Below are 17,322 nucleotides of genomic sequence, written 5' to 3' on the forward strand. Positions count from 1 at the left end.
ATTATATTTCATTCAATAATCATCAAAACAATCATTCTGCCAACCAAATCTGCGTGCCGCATCCAGGTTCTGGTTCGTTTGGCAGAAACGGCGGCTTGCGATACACTATAGTATGAGCATTAATCATACCCATTATAGAGATTTTTTTGGAGGTCATCATGAAAAGAAGCTTTCCGACCAATCTGCTGTATTCCATCTTTGCTCTGGCCGGCATTGCCATTAGCGGCTTTATTACTTACTTTATTGTCTCTTTTACCGGAGGGATGCTGTTCTATGGCCCACTTGTCCTGGTCGTTGCATCAGGGCTGGCTGTATTCTCCATACTCAGCATCTTCGGCTTGTTCAGCAGGAAGCTACGCCGGATGCTCCTGGCTGCTTTTGCCGGAATCTGTGTGCTGGCAGCCGCAGGCCATGAGATCAGACAAGCGTATGTGAACAGCCTTGCGGAAGTGAGGGAGCCGGAGGTCGACCTGTTTGAGTATGCCCCCTTTGAGGCGAATAGCAAAGCTGCTTCTCTGGATCACAAGGCATCCTATCAGCTTACAGAGCAATTGCCCCGTCTGGATGGCGCAACTGCGCTGTATCCGCTGTATTCCGCTTTTGCCCAGGCCGTGTATCCGCAGGATACCTACAATTCCAGCATTGAGCTGACCGGAAATGATCTCGTCCTGTGCACCAGCACCTCCGAGGCTTACAAGCGTCTGATCGCCGGGAATGCTGATATTATCTTTGCCGCCGCCCCTTCGCTGGCCCAGACGAAGGAGGCGAAGCTGGCAGGTCGTGAACTGAAGCTCACCCCGATCGGGCGCGAAGCGTTCGTCTTCTTCGTCAACAAGCGCAATCCGGTGGACAGCTTAACGGTAGAGCAGATTAAGGATATCTATTCCGGCACCGTCACGAACTGGAAGGAGGTTGGCGGCAAGAAGGCGTCTATCCGTGCTTTTCAGCGTGCAGAGAACAGCGGCAGCCAGACCAAGCTGCAAAAAATCATGGAGGACCGCCAGCTGATGGCTCCCCCGAAGGAGAATGTCGCGGATGTGATGAGCGGGATTATCAGCCTCACCGCCAGCTACCGCAACTTCAATAACGCGCTCGGCTTCAGCTTTCTGTTCTACGCCTCACAGATGAATGCCAGCGATGAGATCAAGCTGCTGGCTATCGATCAGGTGCCGCCCTCCAAGGAGACCATCCGCAGCGGCGAATACCCGCTCGCCGTGGAATTCTATGCTGTAACGGCCGGCAGCACCAACCCGAACATTGAACCGTTCCTGGACTGGATTCTGTCTGCCGAGGGCCAGGAGCTGGTTGAGAAGACCGGATATACTCCGGTAAAATAAGCAGAACACCAGCATCCTAATGGGGTAAGAGGATGCTGGTGCCTGCGCTTGCCCATTGTATTCGGTTTTCCGCATACATCCGGCCGCACGCCGCTGCGCTCACCCATTGTAATCGGTTTTTCGATTACATTTGGTCCACACGCCTCGCGCCTGCCCATTGTAATCGGTTTTTCGATTACATTTGGTCCACACGCCTCGCGCCTGCCCATTGTAATCGGTTTTTCGATTACATTTGGTCCACTCGCCCCGCGCCTGCCCATTGTAATCGGTTTTTCGCCTACATTCGGCCCACGCACCCCGCGCCTGCCCATTGTAATCGGTTTTTCGATTACATTTGGTCCACGCGCCCCGCGCCTGCCCATTGTAATCGGTTTTTCGATTACATTTGGTCCACACGCCCCGCGCCTGCCCATTGTAATCGGTTTTTCGATTACATTTGGTCCACACGCCTCGCGCCTGCCCATTGTAATCGGTTTTTCGATTACATTTGGTCCACACGCCCCGCGCCTGCCCATTGTAATCGGTTCTTCGATTACATTTGGTCCACGCACCCCGCGCCTGCCCATTGTAATCGGTTTTTCGATTACATTTGGTCCACGCGCCCCGCGCCTGCCCATTGTGTCCGGATTTCCACTTACATTCCGGCCCCCACACAGGCAGCAGCCCTCCCGGAGGTATTCCTCCGGCGAGGGCTGCATTTGTAAACTTATCCCGTATAATACTCAAAAATCCGTCTGCGCTTCTCCCCGTCCGGGTCATTCACCACGCCCGAGGATTGGTCAAATATCATGGTTGCCCGCGTCTGCGGTGTGTACTGCGGCCAGTCCAGTCCCGGCGCTGCCGGATCTCCACCATGGGCGAAGGCTGTCCAGGCGGTCTGCATTGCCTCGGCCACTGCCTCCATCTCCGGCGTCACGTTCAGGCCGTACTGCTTCAGCAGCGGGAGGTTGTTGAAGACATACAGAATCTCCGCCCCGTGAATGGCCTTCTCCAGCAGCGGATGCCCGGGCACCGTCCAGTCGAAGCGGTACATCCAGACGGGGGCATGTCCCTGCTGCTTCTCCGCGAACGAAATCGAGCTGGCCCAGAAGAACAGGTCGGTCAGCACCTCCGCCTGTCCTTCCCAGGTATGGCTGTAATCCGAGGTCAGCTCGGAGAGGTCGTCCACTCCCATCAGCTGCTCCAGCGCTTTGAGCGATTGCTCGAAATTATCGGCCTTCTGCCCCTCGCGGAAGAACAGATTGCCTTCATGCAGATTCGTTCCGATCAGCACAGGAATGCCGCTGGCGGCTCCAGCCGCAATGGCCTGTACCGGCTCAACCGGCAGGGTTCCCGGCTCAACGACCGGCTGGAAGAACATATTCATCGAGTCTCCGGACAGCTTGTACGCCATCCGGCCTGCGGCTTCCATAATCTCTCCGGCCGGGAGCTTATGCAACAGCTGTGTACCGCTGCCGGGCTGAAGGCCCAGCTCGGCTAGCAATGCGGCGGCAATCTGCCCGCCCTGCTCCCCGTTCAGCGTCTGCGCCGCCCCGCTCTCCATAATAGCCCGGGCGAACAGTCCCTTCGCCGCAGGCATCGCCAGCAGCGCGGCAATGCTCATGCTTCCTGCCGATTCACCGAAGACCGTGACGCGCGCCGGATCACCGCCGAATGCAGCGATATTCTGCTGCACCCATTCCAGGGCAGCAATCTGATCCAGGAGCCCCAGGTTACTGCCCAGCCCTCCGCCCAGCGGAGACAGATGCAGGAACCCGAGCGGACCCAGCCGGTAATTCACAGTAACCACCACGACATTCCCGGAGACAGCCAGTTTGCTGCCCTCGAACATCGGCTGGCTGCCTGCGCCGGTAACGAAGGTGCCGCCGTGAATCCACACCATCACCGGCAGCGCCCCGGTCGCCTCCGCTACCGCCGGGGACCAGACATTCAGATATAGACAATCTTCATCGTAGACCGGGGTGGTCCCACCGAACCGCGTCCCGCTGGTGCTGACCGGCTGCAGGCTGACCGGTCCGAACTTGACGGCCTCCCGTACGCCGCTCCAGGACTCCGGCGGCTGCGGTGCCCGGAAGCGCAGCTCTCCGAGCGGCGGGGCAGCGAACGGGATGCCGCGCCACACGTTCACGCCGTTTCCCGCTTCTCCCTTCAGTTGCCCATAAGCTGTATTCACCAGTTGTCCTGACATTGCACTCATTCCTTTTCGCTTTATTCCTCAGTCTTTTCTTCAATGACTCTGTAGAGCCCGGAGCGGAAGCGGAACCACTGGAAGATATGGGTCATTACCACTTTAAGCACGGCGTAGCCCGGAACCGCCAGTATGATACCGAGTACACCGAACATTTTTCCGGCAAAAATAATCACAAAAATAATCGTAATCGGGTGAATCCTCAGCGATTTCCCCATAATCTGCGGCGAGATGAACTTCCCTTCGATCAGTTGAACCGCGGTCCAGACAATGACCATCTTCAGCAGCATAAACGGTGAGGTAACCATCGCCACGATCAGCGCAGGGGTAATCGCAATGGCCGGCCCCAGATAAGGAACTACAGCCGTACAAGCGGCAACGATCGCCAGAACCAGCGAATACTCCAGCCCGATAATCAGGTACCCGATATAGAGCAGTGCTCCGATGCAACAGCTGACAATAATCTGGCCGCGGATATACGATGCGATCTGGTTATTCATCTCCTGCATAACCATCCGGGACTGCGGCCGCAGTGCGGTAGGGATGAGTCTCATGAGATAGTCGGGCAATCTTTTGCCGTCGCGCAGGAGATAAAAGAGAATGAATGGCGTAGTCACTACAGCCAGCACAATTTCGGTCAGTGTTCCAACGAAGCTGCCTACGCCGCTGACGGCATTATTCAGGAAGGTTGTGGCCCAGGTCGTCACCTTGCTGGTGATATCACTAAGGTCCGTGCCTACGCTCGACTGAATCTTATTGAACAGTTCACTGCCGGTAAGCTGGAGGAATTCCTCCTGGATCTGCTCACTGTAGACGGGGAAGTTGTCAATCAGGCCCATAAGCTGGGTGCGGATGATCGGGATGACCATAAGCAGAACCAGGGTAATGATCCCCATGATGATCAGATACAGAATGACAATGCCATACGCCCGCTTCACCCGGCTTCTCTTCTCCAGACGGTCCACCAGCGGATTCAACAGATAATAGGCGATCCCTGAGAGCAGCAGCGGCGCTGCCACCGTATGCAGAAGCACAGACAGCGGCTTGAACACAAACGGAATCTTTGAGAATACGAGTATCGTTAAGCCCACCAGCAGCGCAATCAGCAGACCCACCACAAACTTGTTGTTCAGAAAAAACTTTTTGAATTTATCCGGCCATACCTGCCGTCTATCCATATCCTGCCGCCCCCTAGCTGCAACTCTTACCTGTTAAGTGTGATTATTTGCACTATGTATAAGCATAGTAACCCTGTAGCTGCAAGTCAAATCAGGGACATTCAACGCAAATAGCAGCCATTGTTAATATCAAAGGTGGCTCCTGTATAAGCTCTGGCTCTGCTGCTCAGCATAAAAATCACCGTATCGGCAACATCCTCCGCCAGCAGCGGCTCAGGATTTAACTGGTGTTCCCGGTATTCCTGCTGCCTCCAGGCGGGGATATGTCCCATCATCGGGGTGTCCGCCATAGTCGGAGCCACTGCATTCACGCGGATCAAAGGGGCAAAATTCATTGCGCAGCTCTTGGTCAAGCCAAGAATAGCAGCCTTCGTTAGACCGTATACTGCATCGGAGCTGCCTTCCTGGCCGGAGACTGACGACATGTTGACGATGACGCCCTTTTGCTTCTGCTCCAGCAGCATGCGTCCGAAGGCCTGGGAGAAGTAGACATACCCTTTGATATTGATATCCATCACCCGGTTGATCTCCTCCGGTGTATAATCCAGCAGGCTGCGGCCCAGATAGATCCCTGCATTGTTGACCAGCCCGCTCACATCGGCATGCTCTTGCTGAAGGGCTGAGAAGAAGTGCTCCACCCCGCTGTAATCGGCGACATCCAGCCGGTAAGTGTAGAGCTTATCCGAAGCGGCTTCGTGCTTCAACTCCTCCAGACGGGGACCATCCAGGTCACAACCAATGACCTCAGCTCCCGCCTCCAGACTATGTCTGACAATGGCCTTACCAATACCTGAAGCAGCACCGGTCACTATTATTTTCATTCCTTGCAGCATCCTTTGACATTCCTCCTTGTAATAGACTTAATAATTACAACCTTACTGAAAGCGCAAATCAACAATGCTTCCGGTCCGCTTGAAGCCCACCGACTGATAGACCTTATTGGAATCGGGATTCGCAGCATCGGCGTAGAGCATGGGCGTCACGCCCTTACTGAGCAACTCGGCACACAGGGCAGCTACAGCCGCACTCGCATACCCGTGCTTGCGGAACTCACGCGGAGTGAACACTTCATTAATCCGCGCTTGCCGGGCAGACTGATGGGCCAGATTAACCATAGACACCGGCTGGTCCCGGTCGATCCACAGACGGAGTTTGCCGGATGCCGTAACCGCTGCGGCATAGTCCAGATGATCCTCCGGTGCACTTTCCGTACCGAAGCAATCCTGCACGAATCCGGCTAAATACCCGGCGATGAGCGGAATATCGCCTGGCCCCGCCTGCTGCAGCCTGCCGCTGACACCATGCGGCAGCTGCACCTCCGGGCAGTGATAGGCCTCCATCATCATCCGTACGAGGTGAGACTTGCCGGTAAGCTTGCTGTACGCATCGGCGAACAGCTCCCCCGTCTCCGGCGTGCCGGTAACCCCCGGTAATTCCCGGTCCTCCAGCATTTCCGTTAGCTCCCGGACAAGGGAAAGGCGCCTCTCTTCAGCCATCTCCGGTGATAACCACAACCACGAGTTACGCCCGGCGGCATGGGCGAAGATGAGATCATTCTCCTCTGTCCTGAGCCGCAGGGCTTACCCGTTCTCCACAATCAGATGGATGAGATTATATTCCACCTCTTCCTGCATGAACTGCCCTGTGTGCAGCACATCATCCCCCGGCCCGAAGCCTACGAACATCCCGCTTCCCCCTCTTAGACTTTTCTATCTATTGTAATGCTCCCCTTGGAAAAAATAAACAGCCCTTAGCCGGAGAATTCCAGCGGCGGACTGCACTAATCGCTATACTATCATTTCTTCTTCTTACCTTTGGCACCCTTGGGGGTAGCGGCCTTGAAGCCTTCTTCATACGTATAGAGCAGATTCTCTTCGAGCTGTTCTCCCTTCAGCACCTTACGCACCAGGCTTTTAGCAGATTTAGGGGTGACATCCCTGTACCATACGCCTTCCGGGTAAGAGATCACGACACAGGCATCCGAGCATCTTCCGTTGCAGCGGGTTACTGTTGTATGTATCAGCGCATCTGCCCCTTGCTTCGTAATCTCATCCTCAATCGCTTCCGCTACCTCTTCACCCTTATGCTTCTTGCAGTCACTTCCGTTACAGATCAGCAAATGGCTGACCGTTCCTTGCAGATTCCAGGTTGTCATGGCCTTCTTCGCCCCCTCTAATACAACTATACCCTGCTTGTCTCTGACCCTAAACTTTACCTTCCTATTCGAGGATCGTCAATAGCAGGAAAGACTGTTATACTATTACTGAGAATGATTATCATCCAAGAAAAGAGTGACTTGTAACATGCAGACGCGAAATGCCGGCAGTTCATTGCCTACTCCTCATAGCTTTTATATTCCGGTACATGTAACGGCACTGGATAAGGCTACCTTTGACCGGGAAAATCCCATTCCCCCCTTCACCTCATTCCTGGTAGTAGTCACCGGCGGAAGCGGAGTCATCGGGCTAAATGGAGAACGTATCCGTCTATCTGGCGGTCATATGGTGTGCAGCGACAGTCCGGTGGATATCAGGCTGCCCCGCAGCCATAAGCTGCAGGGTGTGTGGATCGAATACGCGGTGATCTCCGGCAACAGGCGGCCCTTCAGCCCGCTGAACGATGATCTGCCGGTCCGAAGCTGCCCTCCCCATGTAAGCACGCTTGCTGTGCAGCTTCTTAGCAGCTGGAACCAGCCGGAGCAGCGCACGCCATTTGCCTTACAAGCTCTGTTCACAGAGCTGCTCACTGAGCTGCACAATAGTGCTGCCGAGTACAAAGAACCGCAGGCTCAGTGGATTGACCGTGTACTACATCATATAGAGTCTAATTATAGTGAAGATTTGACGAGAGAACAGGCTGCCGGACTTGCCGGAGTCACCCCGGAGCATTTCTCCCGTGCCTTCCGCAAATTCACCGGGCAGACCTTCAATGAATATATAACGCTGCTGCGCATCCGTAAGGCCCAGCAGCGTATCCTTACAGGAGCCCCGAATCTGAGTACGCTGGCGCTTGAGGTTGGTTATAGCGAAGGAACCTATTTGAGCCGCAAATTCAAGCAGGTCGTAGGAATTTCGCCTTCAGCCTATCACCGTAAGAGCAAATCTGTAGTCTCGCTGAACTTCAATCATACGGCCAGCCTCCATGCGCTCGAAGTCGTCCCCCGGCTGGGGGTCTATTCGGATTGGATGGAGAGCATGCAGCCCGTTCCCTCCAGGAAGAAGCTGCCGGATGAAGGAACCCGCTCCGCAGGTCTATACGAACGTCTATCGTCTGCCCGGCCGGATGTCATTATCAGCTACTCCTTGCCTGACAAGAGCAAGCAGCTCCTGTCTGTCGCACCGGTGATTGAGATTCCCTTCATGCAAATGGACTGGCGGGAGCAATTCCGGCTGATTGCCGAGGTGACTGGGCGTCAGCCGCAGGCTGAGGCCTGGCTAAGCCTCTATGACTGGCATTGTTACCAGGCTAATCAGCTGCTGGACCGGCGGATCGGTGACCGTGGAACCGCCATGGTCCTGGAGCTTGGCGCAGAGACGGCCTACTGCTTCAGCAGCAGCTACGGGCGCGGGACGCAGATTCTGTATCATGATCTTGGCTTCCGCCCGCCGCTTGGCCTCGTTGCCGAGGGACTGCTGGATCAGGGCTATCTGGAGATCGCCTTCCATAACATCGCCCGCTACCCCGCCGACCATATCTTCATTACCTCAAGCAGGGAGGCTGCTGAAGCACTGGAGCCGCTGCATAGCTTTCTTCACCCAGTACAGCAACATTATATCGGTGAATCTTCAAGCGGAAGAATCTATTACCTGAATCAGCCTGGCATGTTCTACGGGTTCGACCCGCTCTCCTCCGAGGCTCAGCTGAAGGTCCTGGTGCAGGCGCTGACATCATAAATTTACATAGCCGGACATCACATTCAGCCATAGTCTAATCAGAGCAAACTCTGTAAAGTGTTATTGAGAATGATAATCGTTCTACATTGAGGAGGCTGCATCTTGAAAATCCCGTATTTACGTTCACGCCGCATTCACCCGAAGGCTTGGATGGTCCTGTCTCTGCTTCTGGCATTGACTCTTAGCGTCTCGGCTTGCGGAAACAACACTTCTAATACCAGCAGTGGTGCTGCTTCAGCTAATGCTACCGGAACACCCGATTCCTCCCCTCAGCCAGAGAAGGCTGCTGCAACCGCAGCTCCGGCTTTCCATACTGTGACAACTGTGAATGGAGATATTGAGGTACCGGCAGCACCGCAACGGATTGTTGCCGAGGAATATCTGGGCAGCTTGATTGCCCTGGATACGATTCCGGTCGGTGCGCCCGGGCTTACACTGGAGAATATGTACTTCAAAGAATTCCTCACAGGAGTCGCCGACACCGGCACATACGGTAAAATGTCACCGGAGAATATCATCGCGCTGAATCCCGACTTGATTATCTCCGGCAATGCAGACAGCTATGCGGCGCTCAGCCAGATTGCCCCGACGGTCATTGTGCCATATGGCGATTTGAAGAATGCGCATGAAGAGCTGACCTATTTCGGTAAGCTGCTGGGCAAGGAGCAGGAAGCAGCAGCCTGGCTGGCTGATTACGACAAGCGTATTGCTGACGCCAAGGCCCGTGTGGATGCAGCCATTCCTGCCGGGGCCACCTTCAGTATTCTGGAGCATGCAGACAAGTCCACCTGGGTCTATGGGGATAACTTCGGACGCGGAGGACAGCCTATTTATCAGGCGCTTGGGCGCAAGCCGCCGGCTGGAGTGGCTGCTGAAATTATGGAGAAGCAATGGGCAGAATTATCCGCTGAGACCCTCGGCAAATATGCTGGTGATTATCTGGTCATCACCGATAATACCTGGGCTGCTCAAGACTTCCAGGCAGACCCGATCTGGGGCAGCCTGCCGGCAGTCAAGAACGGGAAGATCTACGTATGGAAAGAAGAGCGCTCCTGGTACTATGATCCGATTGCCGTTCTGGCCCAGACGGAGGAGCTGGCCGATTGGCTGACCGGGGTACAACAATAATGGAGTCATGAATAAGCTGCCCGGAGCCTTGAATGGCTTCCGGCAGCTTTTGGCGTTTACCCTATCCATTACTCGGAGATAATATCTGTAGCCCGCCGCCACCGGAACCGGTGAATTATTCTTGCGGTGCACAAGGAGACCTCCATGAAGATTATCAGTATCTATGTCCTGTTAGCTGTTCTTACGCTTACGTTAATAGTCATCATTGATGTGATGTCTGGCATCAGCCTGCGTGCATCCATTCATTCGCTCTCAACCATCTTTGCTACAACCACACTACAGGAAGCCATATGTATCACAATCTTCCTGCTTCTCCCGTTCGTTCAGGTAGCCGTTCATGCCTCTAAGAAGCGTCAATCCCGCCGGAAACCGTCTTAATTCTTCTAACGGTACAATCCGAACTTACGCCGGACAAGATGAATCAGCAACAGCAGGATTGGAATCACCGCACAGAATACCGGCAGAATCGTCTGCAAAAAAGTCTTCCCGTCATTCATATGCTCCGGATAATTCTGCGCGCTGACAAAAGAGCTGAACAGCATAATCACGCCTGCCGGAATAACCAGCCTGCTGGTATCGTTTACCTTGAACAGATCGTTGGCAATCGCAACAGCAGCATAACAGTAGACGGTCAGCTTAAAGAACGCCCCGATAATCAGTGTAAGCATAACCAGGGCATCCAGCCGTTGAATGAAATTGGCCATATTCACAAGGGTAATGGTCGTAAACATGGGAAAGGCGGTACGGCTGTACAGGTTCTCGCCAAGCACAGACATTTCGATTGCATGTGTGAAGCTGAGCAGACAGGCGCTGACAATGATGGCTGCGATTCCGGTCTTCTTAATTTTCCGGGATTTATTAAAGTGGGGCAGAATGGTAGTGAAGCACATCAGTTCGCCGAACGGAAAGATCAGGATGTTGGGATAGGCTGATTTCAAGGCTTGCTTGTAATCATTCATATGAAGCGGAAACAGATTCTTATACTCTACCAGCCCGGCTGAGATTACAGCAATAATACAAATGCACCCCATAAAGATCACGATCCACAGGACAATCTCGGCGGTCCTCGCGAACACTTCTATCCCTTTGCTCAGGATATACATCACGGCAATAATCATGATTGAATTAATGATAAGAATCGGGGTTTTGTCATAGGAGGCCGAGATCAGCAGATCACCCGCTTCCCGCAGATTTCTGGAGCCGTTATAGAGAAGCACCGGCAGGAACAGCAGACTTACCGGCCAGCCCAGCCATGGCCCGAGAATAGAACGCGTATACCCGCTTATGATCTGGTTGGGGAATTGGAGGTAGAGATGTGCGAACACCAGATACAGCAGAATGCCCCCGGGAAGGGCAATCAGAATGGCTAGCCAGACTGCATGTCCGCTCTCCAGGCCAATAGGTACAAGCACGGCGGTTCCCAGCTCAAACAGAATGATCAAGGCAAGCAGTTGATTGGGGCCGATCACTTCTTTTTTCATAAACATCAATCACCTGATTTCTGCGGTTAAGCCAATTATTTACCTTCGGGGATATAAGGTTTCAGACTCATGCCTGTACTGCGGATGTAAGCCTTGATCTTGAGGTCCAGCTTCCCCTCCGCGAAGATCCGGCCCCAGTCCCCGTCCAGCGCCGCCCATTCCTGCGGATTCGTCCGCTTCAGCTCATTGCCGAAATTGAAAATATCGCTCTCCAGCTGTTGTCCCTTATGAAAAGCCTGCATCACTTCAGTCCTCGTCTTCTTCTCCAGCTCTTGTTCAAGCTTCATGATCTCTTCCCGCTTGCTGAGATCCACGAAGCTATCCGTTTCATTGACGCTCCCCTCCTCTGCAATCGTCACATGAAAGACCGGAAGACCATCCTCAATCGCGGTCTTCACCTCCGTTCTGGAGTAGATGATATTGACGGCAACGGACTCTTTTTTATCATCTGCATCAATATCCAGCACTGTTTCTTCTATCTGGTTAAGCAGCCACTCGGTTCCCCTTGCTTCGGAGTCCTTCATCCAATAGAGCAGCTTACCCTGCCTGAAGACCCCAAGCCCGCTCATCACCGTCTCGGTCAGGGTCTCAGACCCCTCCAGATTGCTTTTCTTCTTCCCTTCCTCAGCATCTCCATTGATCTTCACCGCATTGATCGTCAGATCGCCTTCTCCTGTAATGCCGTGAATGACATCGAAGACACTGATCGGCCGGTTCTCCCCCCAGACACTGGAGGTATTCTGCGCTTTTTTGACCAGCCCCAGAGCCGGCAGACTTTCTACAGGAGTCAGCAGCTTCAAGACAGAGGCGGCATCGCTGCCACGGGCAACCAGTATTTCTGAATTGAGCCGCAGCTCATGGGACCGCTCGAAGATGTCGAAGATATCGTTAATCCCATCCCGAGCCAAGGGCTCTCCAAGCACAATAAGCTGGGTATGGGCAAAAAAAAGCTGGCGGGTCACATGCTTTGACGCCCGCCGCAACGCGCCGAACATCGTTTTGTCTGTGGCTGACACCACCACTACAGCAGGCTTGCCGCTCCCGGGAGAGGTACTCGTCGATGTGGAAGACGGATTGACCAATTGAAAGGTGACCCGGTATTCATCGGTCTCCGGAACAAGATCCATCCCTATACCGCTGACAACGGCCAGCTCGTTCAATTCCCGGCTGTTCCAGCAGCCGCCAAGCGGCAGGACCAGCACCGCTATAGCGATCAGACGCAGCAGTCCCTTACCGTTCATCGGCTTTCCTCCCGGCGGCCCTTTTCCCTGCGGGAGAGGCTGAAGAGCGGTTGCTGTTGTTGACGAGCCGCTTTCTAAGCCTCGTGAAGCTCTGGGGAGAGCGGATGAAGGTATCCTTCAGATTCCCCGGAACAAAGGGACCGATGGGCGTCATGTAAGGAACCCCGAGTGAACGCAGACTGCACAGATGGGCAATCAGCATAATAGTAAATATAGCGATGCCATACAGCCCCATAAATGCGGCAATCGCCATAATGATGAACCGCAGCATGCGGATGGAGAGCGCCATGTTAAAGGCAGGTGTAGCAAAGCTGGAGATTCCTGTGAGCGAGACCACGATTACCATCGCCGGCGAGACGATCCCTGCCTGAACCGCCGCTGTCCCAAGCACCAGACCGCCGATGATGGATACGGTCTGGCCGATCGGCGAAGGCATTCGGACCCCTGCTTCCCGGATAATCTCAAAGGTAACCTCCATCAGAACCGCTTCTACAAAGGCAGGGAACGGCACCCCCTCCCGCTGTGACGCCAGATTGATCAGCAGCGGGGTCGGAATCATCTCCTGATGGAAGTTCAGCGCCGCGACGAAGATCGCCGGACCATACATTGAAATGACCAGGCACACAAAGCGGAGCATCCGGATCAGCGAGGAGATATCATACCGCTGATAATAATCCTCGACCGTATGAAAGAACATGAAGAAGGTAGTCGGGGCAATCAGCACAAACGGAGTACCGTCTACGAAGATGGCAATCCGTCCATCAAGCAGATTGCCCGCGACACTATCCGGGCGCTCTGTATTGAACATCGTGGGGAACGGGGAATATTTATTGTCCTCCACGATCTGCTCAATATATCCCGACTCCAGAATCATATCGACCTTAATCTCCTGAAGCTTATCCTTGAATGCCTGAATCGTCTCTTCGTCGGCAATGCCGCGGATATACATAATCGTGATATCGGTGTGGGTCACATCGCCCAGCTTCATGGTTTCGGTCCAGAGGTCCGGGTTCTTGATGATTTTGCGGACCAGGGCAATATTCGTGCTGATGGTCTCCGTGAAGCTTTCTTTGGAGCCGCGGATGGCGACCTGGGTGCCCGCCTCAGTAACCGCGCGGGACTCCCCGCCGCAGGTGCTTCCACTGATACCTCCCCCCACTCCGTTCACCAGAATAACCGTATCGCCCGAGAGCAACGCCTCCAGCAGTCCGTTAATATCTGTAACCAGCTTCTCCTTGCCGATACTAAGGGCATTCTCTTTAATATAGCTGTAGACTTCCTCCGGGGTTACCGCAAGCCGCGCACGGTCATTCAGTGCTTGAAAGGACATCACATGCGAGATGTAATCATCGACCATCACTCTGTCGGTAATGCCGGCGATATATATTGCAGCCACACGGGCTGTTCTATTAATTAATTCATAGGTGCGTATAACCAGATCGGGACTGTTCCCGAGCCTTGCTTGAATGGTACTGATGTTGTCTTCCAGCTTAGGGGAGACCGGCGAATTTATATTCTCCATATCCGCACCTCCTGGCTCTTACTATTCGCCCGCTATCCTTTTTTTATACAGCATATGGAATGTGTAAAAGCAGAACAAGCTGTCCCCGGTACGGAATAATCCGTGTAAGGGACAGCTTGTGCAGATACAGCTTATGGTATAGCGCCGGTACACCGGCTGGTATCTCAGAAGGAGGAATGCTAGTGGTTATCTACTACGCCAAGCGCCTTGTTCTTCTCCTTGAACCGGTCATTATGGGAGGAGACGTAGGCTACCTTCTCAGCGGTAGGGTCCATGTACAGCTTCGCGCTGTTCAGGGCAAGCACCGCATCGGTGAACGTTCCGGCAATGAGCCGTACCTTGCTCTCATGATCCACGAAATCTCCGGCAGCGAAGATACCCGGCAGATTGGTCTCCAGCTTACCGCTGACGTTCGCACACCATTCTCCCATATCCAGTCCCCAGTCCTTGAGCGGACCGAAGTCGCTTCTCAGCCCGTGGTTGACAATGACGGCATCGACCTCAAGCTGCTCATGCTCTCCGGTCTGAATATGGCAGACGGTCACCTGATCGATCTGCTCTCCGTCACTGCTGTGCAGCTGGCTTACCGCGCAAGGCACACGCACATCCACCGAGGAGGCCTTCATCCGGGCAATATTCTTCTCATGCCCGCCGAACTGCTCCCGGCGGTGTACCACAGTTACACTGGCGGCAATTCCCTCCAGCTCATTCGCCCAGTCCACTGCGGAATCTCCGCCGCCCGAGATCAGCACCCGCTTGCCGCGGAAGGGCTCCAGCTCCTGTACCGTGTAGTGCAGATTTGTCACCTCATAGCGGTCCGCGCCTTCAATCTCCAGCTTCGCCATCTGCAGAATACCGTATCCGATGGTAAGTATGACGGTACGGGTCCAGTGCTGCTCGCCTGTGGCTGAGGTCAGGATATACGTTCCGTCCTCCTGGCGGGCCTGGTGAACAATCTGCTGTCCGAATACAAGGGTAGGATCGAAGGTACGCGCCTGCTCTGCCAGCTGATCAATTAACTGGCGGCAGAGAATAGGTGTTACTCCTCCCACATCCCAGATCATCTTCTCAGGATAGATCAGCATTCTGCCGCCCAGCTCATCCTTCGCTTCAATCAGCTTAGTCTTCAGATCCCTCATTCCGCTATAGAACGCTGTATACATGCCTGCGGGGCCGCCGCCAATAATCGTCACATCGTATAATTCCATTGCTTCGTTCATTGATATCCCTCCAAGGTCTGGTTGTATTTAAGATTTGGTACGGGCCAGAAGATACAGAAAGTATGGAGCACCGATGACAGCTACCACAATGCCGGTAGGAATCTCGGACGGCTGCAGAATCCGCCGTCCGATCGTATCCGCCGCAATGACAAGCAGCGCGCCGATCAGCGCAGAGGCGGGCAGCATCAGCTGATGCTTCGGTCCGACCAGCCGCCGCGCCAGATGCGGGCCGACCAGCCCGACGAAGCCGATGCCTCCGCTGACCGCTACGCTGGAAGCCGCAAGGCCGACCGCTGCTGCCAGCAGACGGAACTGCTCTCTACTCACATTAGCACCGAGTCCTGTCGCTGTCTGCTCGCCCAGATTAAGTACATTCATCACCCGTGCCTTGTAGATGACATAAGGCAGGAGAATCACGATCCAGGGCAGCAGGGATAAGACAAACTTCCAGCTTGTGCCCCAGATGCTGCCCGCCAGCCAGGTGGCCACGAACTGATACTTGTCCGGGTCGAGGCGAAGCGTCAGCACGATCATCGCCGCGCTCATGCCTGCCGCCACTGCGACCCCGGTAAGCAGCAGCCGGATCGGCGCAATGCCCTGATGCCGCTTGTATGCGAGGCTGTAGATCAGAGCAGCAGTACAGGCCGCCCCGGCAAAGGCAACCACAGGCAACAGATAGACCGGTGCCGCCGAGGTCGTCGGATAGAAAGAGATCAGCAGCATGACCATCAGTCCGGCCCCGGCATTAATGCCGAGAATACCCGGATCGGCCAGATCATTGCGGAAGACCCCCTGCATCACTGCGCCGGATACGGCAAGTGCGGTACCAATTAACAGAGAAATGACAATCCGCGGCAAACGGAACTGGAACAGAATCAGCTCCTGCTTCTCCGTCCCCTTGCCGACCAGCGTATCCAGCAGCTCAAGCGGAGTAAGTCTTATGTATCCTGTATTCATACTTATAATGAACATTATCACAATCAGAACGGCCAGCACGCCGATCACTCTCAGGCCATACTTACGCCTTGCATCTTCTGAAGAAATTCTCTTATGGCTCTGCATCTTTACAGCTCCCTTCTTTCTTTTCGGGCCAGATACAGGAAGAACGGTACCCCAATCAGGGCTATAATCGCACCCACCGGCGTTTCATGCGGCGGATTGATCATCCGGGCGGTCAGATCGCCCCCGACCACCAGCAGCGCACCCAGCACCGCAGAGCAGGGAATAATCCAGCGGTAATCCACACCGACCAGATAGCGCGTCAGATGGGGAATGATCAGGCCGACGAACCCTACAGCTCCCACTACAGCTACCGAGGCTCCGGCCAGAATCAGGACAATTAGAGTTCCCGCCAATTTCACCAGCCCTGTTCGCTGCCCAAGCCCCTTGGCAATATCCTCACCCAGGCTGAGCATTGTAATCGAACGGGACAGCGCAATGGCTCCAAGGATAGCCACTATCACCCATGGAGACATGATCTGCAGCTGGAACCACTTCGTTCCGGCCAGGCCGCCGGCATACCAGAAGGCGAGATCTTGTCCGATCCGGAAATACAGAGCGATGCCTTCGCTTAGCGCAGAGAGCAGCGCACTGAGAGCAGCACCAGCCAATACGAGCCTGGCCGGGGTTAGTCCGCCCTTCGCCAGCGAGCCTACACCGTAGACAATTCCCGCTCCGGCTCCGGCGCCAACGAAGGAATAGAGAATGAGATACATGAACGGCAATCCCGGAAAAAATGCAAAGCAGACAGCCAGCGCAAAGCCTGCTCCAGAGTTAATGCCCATCAGTCCCGAATCCGCCAGCGGATTGCGGGTCATCCCTTGCATAATAGCCCCTGCCACAGCGAGGCTGGCTCCCACCATTACGCCGCCCAGCACACGCGGCAGCCTAAGCTCGCGGATGATCTGATGCTCGGTAAGTTCGGGATTGAAATGAAAGACTGCGGTCCATACGACCGACAGCTTAATATCTGCGGCCCCGAACGATACGGAAATAGCGATACCCAGCGCCAGCGCAATCAAACCGCCAATAAGAATTAATGTTGCCGCCCAGGGACGGGACCGCAGCTTCAGCCGCTTTGCCTTCTGATCCAGCCCGCTCCCGGACACTGCCTGTTGATTCATGAATGTCACCT

General features: G+C 54.5%; 16 protein-coding genes. 4 read left to right on the forward strand and 12 right to left on the reverse strand.

Going from position 1 to position 17,322, the window contains the following annotated elements; all coding sequences use genetic code 11:
* The first annotated feature begins 158 nt into the window (after positions 1–158).
* Positions 159–1,337, forward strand: a complete 1,179-nt coding sequence (locus tag NYE26_RS19430) for a substrate-binding domain-containing protein (protein ID WP_339249414.1) — start codon at positions 159–161, stop codon at positions 1,335–1,337.
* Here the strand turns inward: NYE26_RS19430 and NYE26_RS19435 are convergent.
* The 6 genes from NYE26_RS19435 to NYE26_RS19460 all read right to left on the reverse strand — a co-directional run bounded on the left by NYE26_RS19435 (position 1,223) and on the right by NYE26_RS19460 (position 6,858).
* Positions 1,223–2,035, reverse strand: a complete 813-nt coding sequence (locus NYE26_RS19435; RefSeq protein WP_339249416.1) for a hypothetical protein — start codon at positions 2,033–2,035, stop codon at positions 1,223–1,225. The genes NYE26_RS19430 and NYE26_RS19435 overlap by 115 nt on opposite strands.
* A gap of 8 nt (positions 2,036–2,043) precedes the next feature.
* The gene (locus NYE26_RS19440) at positions 2,044–3,525 is read right to left on the reverse strand and encodes a carboxylesterase/lipase family protein (RefSeq protein ID WP_036727428.1); all 1,482 of its coding nucleotides are present in this window, start codon (positions 3,523–3,525) and stop codon (positions 2,044–2,046) included.
* Positions 3,526–3,545: 20 nt separating this feature from the next.
* On the reverse strand, positions 3,546–4,703 hold the full coding sequence (locus NYE26_RS19445; protein ID WP_036727430.1) for an AI-2E family transporter: 1,158 nt from the start codon (positions 4,701–4,703) through the stop codon (positions 3,546–3,548).
* A 101-nt stretch (positions 4,704–4,804) separates the two neighbouring features.
* Entirely contained in the window at positions 4,805–5,536 is a 732-nt protein-coding gene (locus NYE26_RS19450; RefSeq protein WP_339249419.1) for an SDR family oxidoreductase, read from the reverse strand.
* 42 nt (positions 5,537–5,578) lie between these two features.
* The gene (locus tag NYE26_RS19455) at positions 5,579–6,154 is read right to left on the reverse strand and encodes a GNAT family N-acetyltransferase (protein ID WP_339249421.1); all 576 of its coding nucleotides are present in this window, start codon (positions 6,152–6,154) and stop codon (positions 5,579–5,581) included.
* Between the two features lie 344 nt (positions 6,155–6,498).
* Complete coding sequence (locus NYE26_RS19460) at positions 6,499–6,858, reverse strand: (2Fe-2S) ferredoxin domain-containing protein (protein WP_036727434.1); 360 nt, start codon at positions 6,856–6,858, stop codon at positions 6,499–6,501.
* 148 nt (positions 6,859–7,006) lie between these two features.
* Here NYE26_RS19460 and NYE26_RS19465 point away from each other — a divergent pair, with 148 nt between their 5' ends.
* The 3 genes from NYE26_RS19465 to NYE26_RS19475 all read left to right on the forward strand — a co-directional run bounded on the left by NYE26_RS19465 (position 7,007) and on the right by NYE26_RS19475 (position 10,102).
* On the forward strand, positions 7,007–8,596 hold the full coding sequence (locus NYE26_RS19465; RefSeq protein WP_339249423.1) for an AraC family transcriptional regulator: 1,590 nt from the start codon (positions 7,007–7,009) through the stop codon (positions 8,594–8,596).
* Positions 8,597–8,704: 108 nt separating this feature from the next.
* On the forward strand, positions 8,705–9,724 hold the full coding sequence (locus NYE26_RS19470) for an ABC transporter substrate-binding protein (protein WP_339257541.1): 1,020 nt from the start codon (positions 8,705–8,707) through the stop codon (positions 9,722–9,724).
* 144 nt (positions 9,725–9,868) lie between these two features.
* Complete coding sequence (locus NYE26_RS19475; protein WP_076084259.1) at positions 9,869–10,102, forward strand: hypothetical protein; 234 nt, start codon at positions 9,869–9,871, stop codon at positions 10,100–10,102.
* Positions 10,103–10,107: 5 nt separating this feature from the next.
* Here NYE26_RS19475 and NYE26_RS19480 read toward each other — a convergent pair whose 3' ends face one another.
* The 6 genes from NYE26_RS19480 to NYE26_RS19505 form a co-directional block, all read right to left on the reverse strand.
* Positions 10,108–11,205 carry a GerAB/ArcD/ProY family transporter gene (locus tag NYE26_RS19480; RefSeq protein ID WP_036727437.1) on the reverse strand — a complete coding sequence of 366 codons (1,098 nt, stop codon included), beginning with the start codon at positions 11,203–11,205 and terminating at the stop codon, positions 10,108–10,110.
* A gap of 35 nt (positions 11,206–11,240) precedes the next feature.
* The gene (locus NYE26_RS19485; protein WP_339249428.1) at positions 11,241–12,446 is read right to left on the reverse strand and encodes a Ger(x)C family spore germination protein; all 1,206 of its coding nucleotides are present in this window, start codon (positions 12,444–12,446) and stop codon (positions 11,241–11,243) included.
* Positions 12,436–13,968, reverse strand: a complete 1,533-nt coding sequence (locus tag NYE26_RS19490) for a spore germination protein (RefSeq protein WP_339249430.1) — start codon at positions 13,966–13,968, stop codon at positions 12,436–12,438. Before NYE26_RS19490 ends, NYE26_RS19485 begins: the two co-directional genes overlap by 11 nt.
* Before the next feature lie 179 nt (positions 13,969–14,147).
* On the reverse strand, positions 14,148–15,188 hold the full coding sequence (locus NYE26_RS19495; protein ID WP_036727441.1) for an NAD(P)/FAD-dependent oxidoreductase: 1,041 nt from the start codon (positions 15,186–15,188) through the stop codon (positions 14,148–14,150).
* 27 nt (positions 15,189–15,215) lie between these two features.
* Entirely contained in the window at positions 15,216–16,250 is a 1,035-nt protein-coding gene (locus tag NYE26_RS19500; protein WP_036727443.1) for an iron ABC transporter permease, read from the reverse strand.
* Positions 16,251–16,252: 2 nt separating this feature from the next.
* Positions 16,253–17,311 carry an iron ABC transporter permease gene (locus NYE26_RS19505; protein WP_339249433.1) on the reverse strand — a complete coding sequence of 353 codons (1,059 nt, stop codon included), beginning with the start codon at positions 17,309–17,311 and terminating at the stop codon, positions 16,253–16,255.
* Positions 17,312–17,322 lie beyond the last annotated feature (11 nt).

This window comes from Paenibacillus sp. FSL P2-0136 (assembly GCF_037975325.1).
Lineage (GTDB): Bacteria > Bacillota > Bacilli > Paenibacillales > Paenibacillaceae > Paenibacillus_AQ > Paenibacillus_AQ silagei.

Coding starts and splice junctions, on each gene's coding strand:
- NYE26_RS19430 (WP_339249414.1), top strand. CDS start 159: ATGAAAAGAAGCTTTCCGACCAATCTGCTGTATTCCATCTTTGCTCTG.
- NYE26_RS19435 (WP_339249416.1), bottom strand. CDS start 2,035: ATGCAGCCCTCGCCGGAGGAATACCTCCGGGAGGGCTGCTGCCTGTGT.
- NYE26_RS19440 (WP_036727428.1), bottom strand. CDS start 3,525: ATGTCAGGACAACTGGTGAATACAGCTTATGGGCAACTGAAGGGAGAA.
- NYE26_RS19445 (WP_036727430.1), bottom strand. CDS start 4,703: ATGGATAGACGGCAGGTATGGCCGGATAAATTCAAAAAGTTTTTTCTG.
- NYE26_RS19450 (WP_339249419.1), bottom strand. CDS start 5,536: ATGCTGCAAGGAATGAAAATAATAGTGACCGGTGCTGCTTCAGGTATT.
- NYE26_RS19455 (WP_339249421.1), bottom strand. CDS start 6,154: ATGCTGGAGGACCGGGAATTACCGGGGGTTACCGGCACGCCGGAGACG.
- NYE26_RS19460 (WP_036727434.1), bottom strand. CDS start 6,858: ATGACAACCTGGAATCTGCAAGGAACGGTCAGCCATTTGCTGATCTGT.
- NYE26_RS19465 (WP_339249423.1), top strand. CDS start 7,007: ATGCAGACGCGAAATGCCGGCAGTTCATTGCCTACTCCTCATAGCTTT.
- NYE26_RS19475 (WP_076084259.1), top strand. CDS start 9,869: ATGAAGATTATCAGTATCTATGTCCTGTTAGCTGTTCTTACGCTTACG.
- NYE26_RS19480 (WP_036727437.1), bottom strand. CDS start 11,205: ATGAAAAAAGAAGTGATCGGCCCCAATCAACTGCTTGCCTTGATCATT.
- NYE26_RS19485 (WP_339249428.1), bottom strand. CDS start 12,446: ATGAACGGTAAGGGACTGCTGCGTCTGATCGCTATAGCGGTGCTGGTC.
- NYE26_RS19490 (WP_339249430.1), bottom strand. CDS start 13,968: ATGGAGAATATAAATTCGCCGGTCTCCCCTAAGCTGGAAGACAACATC.
- NYE26_RS19495 (WP_036727441.1), bottom strand. CDS start 15,188: ATGAACGAAGCAATGGAATTATACGATGTGACGATTATTGGCGGCGGC.
- NYE26_RS19500 (WP_036727443.1), bottom strand. CDS start 16,250: ATGCAGAGCCATAAGAGAATTTCTTCAGAAGATGCAAGGCGTAAGTAT.
- NYE26_RS19505 (WP_339249433.1), bottom strand. CDS start 17,311: ATGAATCAACAGGCAGTGTCCGGGAGCGGGCTGGATCAGAAGGCAAAG.